Source organism: Plesiomonas sp. ISS29, from assembly GCF_056522795.1.
The window spans coordinates 1,960,896-1,972,348 of the sequence record NZ_JAWRZQ010000001.1; the positions used below are offsets into that span (position 1 = coordinate 1,960,896).

General features: G+C 43.5%; 8 protein-coding genes and 1 pseudogene. 5 read left to right on the forward strand and 4 right to left on the reverse strand.

All coding sequences use genetic code 11. The features are described 5' to 3' along the window. Positions 1–52: 52 nt before the first annotated feature. Complete coding sequence (locus tag AC1HDJ_RS08780) at positions 53–1,069, reverse strand: mechanosensitive ion channel family protein (RefSeq protein WP_479535137.1); 1,017 nt, start codon at positions 1,067–1,069, stop codon at positions 53–55. Positions 1,070–1,371: 302 nt separating this feature from the next. Here AC1HDJ_RS08780 and ovoA point away from each other — a divergent pair, with 302 nt between their 5' ends. Both ovoA and AC1HDJ_RS08790 read left to right on the forward strand, forming a co-directional pair. Continuing rightward, a complete protein-coding gene (gene ovoA / locus AC1HDJ_RS08785) occupies positions 1,372–3,507 on the forward strand; it encodes a 5-histidylcysteine sulfoxide synthase (RefSeq protein WP_479537063.1) in 2,136 nt (711 codons plus the stop codon). A 130-nt stretch (positions 3,508–3,637) separates the two neighbouring features. After that, positions 3,638–4,582 (forward strand): DUF808 domain-containing protein, encoded by a 945-nt coding sequence (locus AC1HDJ_RS08790; protein ID WP_479535139.1) that lies wholly within the window; start codon positions 3,638–3,640, stop codon positions 4,580–4,582. A 93-nt stretch (positions 4,583–4,675) separates the two neighbouring features. Here the strand turns inward: AC1HDJ_RS08790 and AC1HDJ_RS08795 are convergent, their stop codons facing one another. Continuing rightward, a complete protein-coding gene (locus AC1HDJ_RS08795) occupies positions 4,676–5,998 on the reverse strand; it encodes a Na+/H+ antiporter family protein (protein WP_479535141.1) in 1,323 nt (440 codons plus the stop codon). A 229-nt stretch (positions 5,999–6,227) separates the two neighbouring features. Between AC1HDJ_RS08795 and rlmG the strand changes: the two genes are divergently transcribed. Beyond that, positions 6,228–7,349 (forward strand): 23S rRNA (guanine(1835)-N(2))-methyltransferase RlmG, encoded by a 1,122-nt coding sequence (rlmG, locus tag AC1HDJ_RS08800; RefSeq protein ID WP_479535143.1) that lies wholly within the window; start codon positions 6,228–6,230, stop codon positions 7,347–7,349. A gap of 197 nt (positions 7,350–7,546) precedes the next feature. Then, entirely contained in the window at positions 7,547–7,966 is a 420-nt protein-coding gene (locus AC1HDJ_RS08805; protein WP_479535145.1) for an H-NS family histone-like protein, read from the forward strand. A 287-nt stretch (positions 7,967–8,253) separates the two neighbouring features. On the opposite strand, the gene AC1HDJ_RS08810 is transcribed toward AC1HDJ_RS08805, so the two are convergent. Together AC1HDJ_RS08810 and AC1HDJ_RS08815 are read right to left on the reverse strand one after the other, a co-directional pair. Beyond that, complete coding sequence (locus tag AC1HDJ_RS08810) at positions 8,254–8,730, reverse strand: hypothetical protein (protein WP_479535147.1); 477 nt, start codon at positions 8,728–8,730, stop codon at positions 8,254–8,256. A gap of 92 nt (positions 8,731–8,822) precedes the next feature. Further along, positions 8,823–8,975 (reverse strand): annotated as a pseudogene (locus AC1HDJ_RS08815) (IS1 family transposase); the annotation flags it as partial. A gap of 616 nt (positions 8,976–9,591) precedes the next feature. Here AC1HDJ_RS08815 and AC1HDJ_RS08820 point away from each other — a divergent pair. Further along, positions 9,592–11,451, forward strand: a complete 1,860-nt coding sequence (locus AC1HDJ_RS08820; protein WP_479535149.1) for a peptidase U32 family protein — start codon at positions 9,592–9,594, stop codon at positions 11,449–11,451. Positions 11,452–11,453: the final 2 nt, after the last annotated feature.

Below are 11,453 nucleotides of genomic sequence, written 5' to 3' on the forward strand. Positions count from 1 at the left end.
GGAATAGAGCAGTTAAGATAACCTGCTCATAATGGGGGGAATAAAAAAGATATTACTCTTTATCGATATACAGCGTTTGGCTTGGAAATGCAAAATCAGCATTATGCTGATGAACAATATCGATCATTTTTAAATAAACGTCTTGTTGTACACGTAACCACTCTGCCCACGCGGTAGTGCGGGTAAAACAGTAAATCATGATATTCAGTGAAGAATCGGCAAACTCATCAAAATAGACTAACAGTGTCTGTTTGGTATCAATATCAGGATGTGATCTAAGCATCTTATTGATATCATTAACAACATTCCCTACTACTGCTGCATCTTGGTAGCGTAAACCCAATGTGGTTTTTATCCGGCGATTGGTCATTCTACCGGGGTTTTCTACGCTGATAGATGAAAAAACAGAGTTTGGAACATACAGGGGGCGATGATCAAACGTGGTTATTTTAGTTAAACGCCAGCCAATTTCACATACCGTGCCTTCAATATTGCGATCGGGTGAGCGAATCCAGTCTCCGACATTAAATGGGCGGTCGAAATAGAGCATTAAACCCGAGAAAAAATTACTGATAATATCTTTACCAGCTAAACCAATTGCAATACCACCTACACCGCCAAAGGTCATTAAACCTGACAAACTCAAACCAAAATGTTGACCGACTAACAATATTAGTGTCAGTACTGTAATTGATTTTAGTAAGCGGGCAATCGCTCTTGATGTGGTGACATCATTGCCTTTTTCAATTTGTGATACTTCAATCCGCATGATGAGTGCGAATACATATTTAATTACAATGGCTGAAATTAAAGTGATATTAACTGTACTGATCCATTCCGGATAGTTATATGAAAAATGCAGATGTTTTAAAAAAATACTGATAGTTTCCGTGACTGTCAGCAGGATAATAATCCAAAAAACAATTGAAGAGATACAAGCTAGCACTGATGTAAAGGCTTTCTTGTGGTTATTAAATTTTCGGCTTAAAAAGAAAAACCATACACCGATAGCAAAAGCCGAGGCCGATGTTAGTAATACAAGCTCAATAATCAAGCGAGATGTAAACATAAGGATAAAACCATGTGTTATGTTAATAATTCTACTGCATTATACCGCATAATTATACCGTATATCAGGCGATAAACAGTACCTTAGACGATAAGAGCAACCATTTTCAGTCTGCCAGTAATTGCGCATATACGTCTATAGTTAAAATGTGCCTGAATATTAACCTAAACGTTTTATCACCCGGTCACTGAGGTTTCGTGCTCTTTGCCGTGCAGGTCTCGGGTAAATCAGTATCGGAAACAAGGAGAGTCACCCCCATGATGCTGCACACAACAAAAACGGTATCAACGCAAAATTCATTTATGTCAGAGAACTTGTTGGCCGGTACGGTATTGCTGATCGGGGATGACCCCGAACAGAAAAGGGCCGAGATACTCGCGACATTTTTGAGCGTGTTTAACCGCTATGAAGCGTTGTTTTCCTGCTTATGTGATGAACGGGCGTGGTTTACTAAAGCGATTAGCCTGCGTCACCCATTAATTTTTTATTACGGCCATACAGCAACGTTCTTCATTAATAAGCTGATGGCTGCTCAATTATTGCATGTACGTATAGATCCAGTGATTGAATCAATGATGGCCATTGGTGTTGATGAAATGAGCTGGGATGATCTGGATGAGTCACACTATGCATGGCCTGATATTGCCACCCTGCAAAATTACCGGTTACGTGTGAAAGCCTGTGTCAGCACCTTTATTGAGCAGATGCCGTTATCGTTACCGATACAAGATGACAGCCCTGCATGGGTGATTCTGATGGGAATAGAGCATGAGCGCATTCATCTTGAAACATCATCAGTGTTGATTCGGCAGTTACCGCTTTCGTGGGTTGAGCCTGATCCCCGGTGGCCAATTTGCCCGATAGCAGAGCATCAGCGGGAAGATGTGCCTGATAACTGTTTGATTGCACAATCGGGAAATGCCTTGTTACTGGGAAAAGAGCACAGTGCCGCAACCTACGGGTGGGATAACGAATATGGCCAGCGTACCGTAGAGTTTGCTGATTTTTCAGCGGCACGTATGCTGGTCAGTAATGCTGAGTTTTATCGATTTGTTGCTGATAACGGCTATATGCAGCAGCAGTGGTGGAGTGATGAAGGGTGGCGCTGGTGTCAGTTTGCAAAAGCGGTGCAACCCACATTTTGGGTGGGCAGGTACAATCAACCTGAACAGTTACGCTTACGTTTGATGCTGCAAGAAGTGCCTATGCCGTGGGATTGGCCGGCAGAGGTTAACCAGCTTGAAGCCGATGCCTTTTGCCGTTGGAAAGCTGCAGAAACAGGGTTGCCGATACAGTTGCCGAGTGAAGCTCAATGGGTGCAGTTACGGCAGGTAATAGATACCGATCACCCTGCATGGCTGGCTGAAAATGCTACTGTTCCGGCCAATATTGACTTGGCTTACTGGGCTTCGCCGTGTCCGGTTGATTATTTTATGCACGGGCCATTGTGTGATGTTGTGGGCAATGTTTGGCAGTGGACCTCTACCGCGATTGATGGCTTTGAAGGGTTTGCTGTTCATCCATTATATGATGATTTTTCCACCCCTACATTTGATGGTAAGCATACGCTGATTAAAGGCGGCTCATGGGCCTCAACCGGAAATCTGGCAATCCAGCATTCACGCTATGCGTTTCGCCGCCATTTTTTCCAGCATGCCGGATTTCGTTATGTGCTCTCTGACTATCAAGAACCGGCGGTGATTAACCCGTATGAAACTGATCAGTTAGCGGGGCAATATCTTGATTTTCACTATGGCCAGCCGCACTTCTCAGTGCCAAATTTTGCCGAGCAGTTGGTTGAGCATGTTATTCCGCATTGTCATCGCGTAAACAGGGCTTTGGATATTGGCTGTGCAGTTGGCCGAGCCAGTTTTGCATTGGCCCGCCATTTTCGTGCGGTAGATGCGGTTGATTATTCTGCCCGTTTTATTGATATTGCCTTGTCATTAACGCTACAGCATGAATACCGCTATGCCGTTCCGACCGAAGGGGAGCTGCGTGAATATCGCAGTATTACGCTTTCTCAGTGCGGAATAACGGCCGATACAATGGATAGGGTACAGTTTACACAAGGTGATGCCTGTAATTTGAAGGATAAATATCAGCAGTATGATCTGGTATTTGCCGCAAATTTAATTGATAGATTACCAAATCCGACCCTATTTTTAGAGATTATTGCAGGGCGTATTGTCAGCGGTGGAGTACTGTTACTGGCTTCGCCTTATACATGGTTAGAGCAATATACGCCGGTGGAGCAGTGGCTTGGTGGAAAGAAAGAAAATGGTGAGTCATTAAGCAGTTTTCAGCATATTAGCCGTTTGTTAAACCAGCAATTTGAACTTATTACACAGCCAAAAGATATACCATTTGTTATTCGAGAAACAGCACGAAAATATCAGCATACGATCTCTCAGGTCACGCTTTGGCGTAAAAAATAGATACATTATTGGGAAGGAAAATAAAACAGACAAACCTTATCGAGGATTTGCGGCATAATAGATCATATTCATGTGATAAATGTACGGGGGGGTTATCCCCGTACACGATAAGGGTACTTCAGGGGAGTTTATGGCAGGGGCGAGTTTTTTTGCTTTGTTGGATGATATAGCGGCAATTCTGGATGATGTTGCCTTGATGACGAAAGTGGCGGCTAAAAAAACGGTCGGGGTATTGGGGGATGATCTGGCCCTAAATGCCCAGCAGGTTTCCGGTGTTAAGGCTGATCGTGAATTACCGGTGGTATGGGCAGTCGCAAAAGGGTCTTTTCGCAATAAACTGATTTTAGTGCCCGCGGCACTGCTGATCAGCGCGTTGATTCCGTGGGCAGTTACCCCGTTATTAATGCTGGGCGGCATGTTTCTCTGTTTCGAAGGGTTTGAGAAGGTTTTGCATACACTGACAAAATCATCACAGCAGACTGCTGAAAATTTGAACGCTGAGGCAACAGGAAATACCCGTGAGCAGACCCCACTGGCAGCAGAAAAAGATAAAATCAAAGGCGCTGTGACCACCGATTTTATTCTATCGGCAGAGATTATTGCCATTGCATTAGGCACGGTAGCCGGGCAGTCACTCTTGCTGCAATTTTCGGTGCTGGCAGTTGTCGCCGTAGCGATGACCGCGGGTGTTTACGGGCTGGTAGCGGCTATCGTTAAGCTTGATGACGGCGGATTGTATTTAATGCAGCGTCAGGGGCCGGGCGCAGTAACCCGCGTATTGCGTTTGGTTGGAAAGGGCATTTTGCATTCAGCGCCGTATCTGATGCGGGGATTAACCTTAGTCGGTACGGTTGCCATGTTTATGGTCGGTGGCGGTATTGTTGCGCATGGCCTGCACGCAGTCAGTACGTGGATGGGCAGCATGACTTTATATGTCAGCCACTATGCGTATCTGGGGGATATTTTAGCTATTATCACGCCAGCCTTATTGAATGCAGTTTGGGGTGTGGTTGTCGGCGCGCTGGTATTTATAATCGTTTCTGTGTGTGGCCGGATACGCGCACTCTGTCGGTAATGTTTATCGGCAATATATCTATATAATATAAATCGGGCGGTATGAAAACCGCCCGATTTATATTGTGAACTACAGATTTCTCAGTGTAATTAATTACAAAATCATCGCGGCAAGCCAGCCGAACATCAGCAGCGGAATATTGTAGTGAACAAAGGTGGGTACTACCGTATCCCAGATATGATCATGTTGACCATCCATATTCAGACCTGATGTTGGCCCAAGGGTAGAATCTGAGGCTGGAGAACCTGCATCACCCAGTGCGCCGGCAACACCCACGAGTGCGATTGTCGCCATCGGAGAAAAGCCAAAAGAGATACACAGCGGCACATAGATAGTCGCGATAATCGGTACGGTAGAGAATGAAGAGCCGATCCCCATAGTAATCAGTAGGCCGACTACCAGCATCAAGAATGCACCTAAAGCACGGTTGTGGCCAATCACATCAGTAATCGAATGCACCAGTGTTTCCACACTGCCGGTGGCTTTCATCACTGCGGCAAAACCGGATGCGGTGATCATAATAAACCCGATCATTGCCATCATTTGTACGCCACGGCTAAAGACATCTTGCGTATCTCGCCAGTTAATCACACCGCCGATAATAAAGATGATAAAGCCCATTAGCGCACCAAGAATGATGGAGTTGGTATACAGCTGTACACCCAGAGCACCTAAAATTGCCGCCCCTGCAACCCACAAATGCTGGGGTTCAATACTCTTTTTTTCTGGTTCGGCTGCAAGAATTTTTTCCACATCATAGTGGCGCGGTTTACGGTAGCTAAAAAATACTGCAATCAGTAAACCGACAACCATTCCCATCACAGGCAGCGCCATGGCGGTGGGTACTTGGCTGGCGGTAACGTGCAAACCGTTGTTATTGAGATTTTGCAGCAAAATATTATTGAGGAAAATACCACCAAACCCGACCGGAAGGATCATGTAAGGGGCAGTCAGGCCAAATGTAATGGCACAGGCTACCGCGCGGCGATCCATATTCAGTTGAGCCATAACATGCAGCAACGGTGGGATAAGAATCGGAATAAACGCGATATGAATCGGGATTGCATTTTGTGAGGAAATTGCGATTAGCGCAATAGCCAGCAGCAGCAGGTATTTAAACCAGAACACCTTATTGGCGCTGGCCTCAGCCCCGAGTTTTTTGATCACAAACTGCGCCAGTACATCAGTAATGCCTGAACGGGAAATCGCCACGGCAAATGTACCTAACATGGCATAACTTAGCGCAATTTCAGCACCACCACCCAGACCACCGGTAAAGGTATCGACAGTCTGTTTTAAATCCATCCCACTAATGAGCCCACCTAAAATTGCAGAAAACGTTAATGAAATCACAACGTTTACCCGCAATAAACTTAACAACAACATGACACAAACGGCAATGACAACGGCATTCATAGACAATTCAAATGTAATAGTTAATTAGAGTAAGTGTAAGATTCCGTATTCATACCCGTTTGTCGAGCATAAATTTAAATATTATGTCAGTAAGGTGTGAATCAGTGTCATACCTTTTGCTGATATGACACGGTAAACGTATTTTTGCACAGATGAATATCAACACAGCATCCGTATTTCACGTTAAAATAGCGCCATAAATTGAGTCACACTATTGTGGAGTTGAGGCATGAGCCATTTTGAATCAGGATCGCTGACGTTGGATTTAGTTCGTTATCCTGAAGAGGGCACATCTGAATTACAAGCATGGGAAGCAGCAGATGAATATCTGCTACAAGAGTTATCTGAGCACCCGATTAATGGGCCGGTGATCATCTTTAATGATAATTTTGGCGCATTGACCTGTGCACTGCATGCGTACATGCCCGTATCGGTGAGTGATTCTTATGTCAGTCAGCAGGCGATATTCAAAAATATGCAGCGTAACGGCTTAGCTGCTGAACAGATTACTCTGCAAGATTGCATGCAGCCTTTGCCGCAAAATCCGGCACTTGTCATCATTAAAATTCCAAAGACATTGGCTCTTCTAGAGCATCAACTGCTGCTATTGCGCTCAGTTATTACGCCAGCGACACGGATTATTGCGGGTGCAAAAGCGCGTGACATTCACACCTCTACACTGAGCCTATTTAGCAAAATTATCGGTGAAACCACTACTAGCTTAGCGTGGAAAAAAGCACGGCTTGTATTTGCACAGGTAGAGTCTCGCCCTGAGATGGAGAGCCCATATCCAACCACATGGATATTGGAAAATAGCGGCGAAAAAATACAGAATCACGCCAATGTTTTTTCGCGTACCTCTTTAGATATTGGTGCACGGTTTTTCATGCAGCATTTACCTGCCAATATTCAGGGGCGTATCGTTGATTTAGGGTGTGGTAATGGGGTTGTCGGGCTGACAGCATTGAAGCAAAACCCTGACGCGCATGTTATTTTTATTGATGAGTCTTATATGGCTGTTGAGTCAAGCAACATCAATATAAACGCTAATTACCCACAAGATTTAACACGTTGTGAATTTATTATTGGCGATAGTTTGCAAAATATAGAAGCTAACTCGATTCAGTCTATATTATGTAATCCACCATTTCATCAGCAGCAATCAGTTACTGATCATATTGCATGGCAAATGTTCCGTGATGCAAAGCGTTGCCTGAAAAAGGGTGGGGAGCTGCGTATTATTGGAAACCGGCATTTAGGGTATCATCTGAAATTACGCCGCCTGTTTGGTAATTGCAGTACAGTGGCCTCGAATCAGAAATTTGTCATTTTACGTTCAGTAAAAGGGTGACATGCGCTAAATTGAATATGTTTGCTGATGATTCAACCAAAATATAAATTAAAGTGTAAAAAGTATTAATAATTGGTTGGGATAGATTGGCTTTATCCTATTTTCGTTCTAAAATAGAGTTTCATGGTTATCATTACTTATTTGTAGTACTTGATAGCTAACTATTAGAAAAATATTTGTTAGTTGTGTTAATTATTATGTCTCAAGAAATCATTGCTCTATTTAAAAATATTCGTTCACTGCGTGCCTTTGCGCGTGAAGTTGACTTTGAAACGTTAGAATCGGTATTAGAGAAGTTATCTATCGTTGTTGAAGAGCGCCGTGAAGAAGATTCCCTGCAAAAAGCACAAGAAGAAGAGCGTGCTCGTAAGCTGGAACAGTACCGTGAAATGCTTAAAGAAGACGGTATTGATCTGAACGATCTGCTGCAAGTTGCTGCGGCAAAAGCACCGGTTAAAACACAAGGTAAGCGCGCACCACGTGCACCTAAGTATGAATACTTAGATGAAAACGGTGAAGTGAAAACCTGGACTGGTCAAGGCCGTACACCTGCGCTGATCGCAAAAGCATTAGAGAACGGTGAGTCTCTAGAAAGCTTCCTGATCAATAAGATCTAATTGACCTTCTTGTTGCTGATGTTGCCGTTACTTCACATCAACAAAACGTCATGATAAGTGCGCCATTATATTGGGGTGGTATCTGCTATTACTACTCTGTAATATTATGGTTAGCCCAGTATAACAGACAGACAAAAAGAGCCTTCAGAGGCTCTTTTTTTTGGAGTAAATTCAATGTAGTGATTAGCATTAGAAATAATGCTTACGTTCGACACTAAATAACCATGAGAAATAGTGCTCTGATCACCGTAAACTCAGTTTATTATTCAATGTTCAAAATCGAACTTTTACGCTTTAGCAAAAATCTCGCCAAAAGCTTTTTTTATGTCTTGGTCATCAAAATTTTCATTTTTCAGTGTATTAATAACCTTTAAGAGCTGCGCACCCGATGTGTTATTGTGGGTGATACTATCTTTGAATGCTGTCAATATCACATTTGACCGTTGCTCTTTTGCAGCATCAATGGCACTGCGAGTGAATGGACTCCCAGTAATGCCAAATAAATTCTTCGAATATTTTTGTAATTTACTTACATTACTCAGTATGTCGTTAATTTTTCTTTTTTCGGTGCTTTTTGTTAATTTATTAGCGTAGTATTCTGTTTTTTCATACATTTTTGAAACTTTATGCCCTTTTGCCTCTGCTGTATTTTTAACGCCTTGCAGGCTATCAGTGAAGTCTTTCACACGTTTGCTAACCTCTGAACGGGTATTAGAAGAAGGCTTGGCAACTGGCATAAAACGGAAAAAACTAGCAATTTTCATCTATATATCTCCTGCTTAAAAAAACATATGAGAACATATAAATGTTTTTCTATCTTTCAGAAAACGGTCACGTATTCAATGTGTAGATTTGGTCATTGCAGGTAATATTTATGTGCGATGAATATACCAATAATTTTGTCATATATTTCTGTTGATTTTGAGTATCTCAGAGTCTTACGGTTTAGCCGTTTCAGCCTGTTGCGAAGATTCAGATTTTCACGCGCAACACTTTGAGTCGTAACCTTTTTTATGCTTATATTCAGTAAGTTGAGTAATAAGTCTCAGCTAAAATAAGTATAATCCTCAACATAAAAAATTTCATCATGTCATTTTTTAGGCGGATTTATTTTGTATGGCCTTTTGCAGAATTATTGCTATTTGAACTATCATAAGTAGAACCTGTATCTGCAAAATAACATGCAGAGGTAGGTTATTCTTTTGCGTGACATCATCATGAATAAGGCCAAATTGTCATGAGTGAACTGAACCTAGATTTTATAGCGGATGAGCTACTCTCGGTAATGCGGAAGCACATAGGTGATGATAAGGATATCAATATACTGTTTTTAGAGAGCACCGCGCAGCATGTTACCTTGAAAATAGAAACACACGGAAAACAGCGCATGGTTAATACAGATAGCAGGTAATACAGATAACTGGATATAAATGATAGAAAAAAGAGGAGTATTTTGGAGTTATCGCATGTATGGCTGATTTTCAACCGGTAATATCACAAACCATCGCTACAGTAGAAGGTATAAAATACGTAAGCTAAGGGAAATGAAGGTGTTGTGATGCTGAGTTTGTTATACACTGCATTCCCTTTTTTATGATGGTTTTCTGACAGAGTTTTGCTGACTGATGATGGTACAAAATAACCGGCTTGAACTGCTTGCTCCGGCAAAAAATGCAGCATTTGGTATTGAAGCGATAAAACACGGTGCGGATGCAGTTTATATCGGTGGCCCGGCATTCGGGGCGCGCTCTGCTGCCGGTAACAGTGTTGCAGATATTGAACTGCTGGCCACCTTTGCCCACCGTTATGGTGCTCAGGTGTTTGTAGCACTCAATACCATCTTGAAAGACAGTGAGCTGGCAGAGGCTGAATTACTGACACATCAGTTGTGGAATGCCGGTGCCGATGCACTGATTGTGCAGGATATGGGGCTATTACAGCTCGATTTACCGCCCATTGCACTGCATGCTAGTACTCAGTTAGATAACCGAACTCCTGAAAAAGTGAAGTTTTTACAAGATGTCGGGTTTTCACAGGTGGTGTTAGCCCGTGAGTTATCGTTAGAACAGATAGCTGCTATTTCTGCCCAAACATCTGTGCAGCTTGAATTTTTTATTCATGGTGCGCTTTGTGTAGCCTACAGTGGCCAGTGTTATATCAGCCATGCGCTGACTGGACGCAGTGCAAACCGTGGCGAATGTGCGCAAATCTGCCGTGTACCTTGCTCACTGAAAAATCGCGAAGGCGAGGTGCTGGTACAAGATCAACATCTGTTATCGCTTAAGGATATGAACCAGAGCGCAAATTTACCAGCGATGATTGATGCTGGTGTGCGTTCGTTCAAGATTGAAGGGCGCTTAAAAGATCTCTCGTACATCAAAAATGTGACAGCATGGTATCGCCAGCAACTTGATACGATTTTAGAGCAGCGCCCTGAATTGAGCCGCTCATCTGCGGGGCGCAGCCAGTACACCTTTAGCCCTAATCCGGATAAAACCTTTAATCGCGGCAGTACCGACTACTTTTTGTTGGGAAGACAGCCAACAATCTCTTCGTTCCGATCGCCTAAATATATTGGTGAAGAGGCCGGAAAGGTGACCCGAGTTGGGCCAAACTGGTTTGAAGTCAGCAGCCAGACAACCTTTAATAACGGTGATGGGTTGTGCTATTTCACCGCACGCAATGAGCTAAGTGGTTTGCGGATTAATCGGGCCGAGGGGCATCGCTTGTTTACCGCCGAGCCAGTGCGCGGATTAACCGTGAATACCGTAATTTATCGCAACCATGATCAGCAGTTTGATGGCGTGTTGGATAAAGAGTCGGCTACCCGTCAGATTGCCGCCGATCTCAGTTTCACCGAAACAGAGCAGGGTTTTTGCCTGACGATGCAAGATGAGCAGGGCTTTGCGGTAGACGTGATGCTAGAAGCTGAAAAATCAGTAGCCAATAACCCTGAGCGTGCCTACCAAACCGTACGCGATCAGCTGGGCAAACTCGGCAATACGCTATTTTACCTGCGCAAGATAGAGGTGACGTTGTCACAGGCATGGTTTATCCCTGTATCTGTACTCAATACCTTGCGCCGAGAGGCGTGCGAGAAACTTGAACGCGCACGTACAGAAGGGTATCAGCGCCCGCTGCGCCATACTGCAGAAGAAAACGCAACTTTCCCGCAAGATACTTTGAGTTATTTAGGTAATGTCTACAATAAAGCGGCGGAAGCTTTTTACCGTGAGCACGGAGTTAGCGAAGTTGCGCCTGCTTATGAGTTGAATCAGGAAGATGATGAAGTTTCCCTGATGATCACTAAACACTGTTTGCGTTATACCCAGAACATGTGTCCGAAAGAGGTGAAAGGGTTGAAACCTGATCCGTTGGTGCTAGATATGGGTAACGATACGTTCCGTTTGAAATTTGATTGTAAGCGTTGCGAAATGCACGTCATGGGCAAGTTAAAAAAGGGAAAATCAGCACGCGTTGTTTAGTG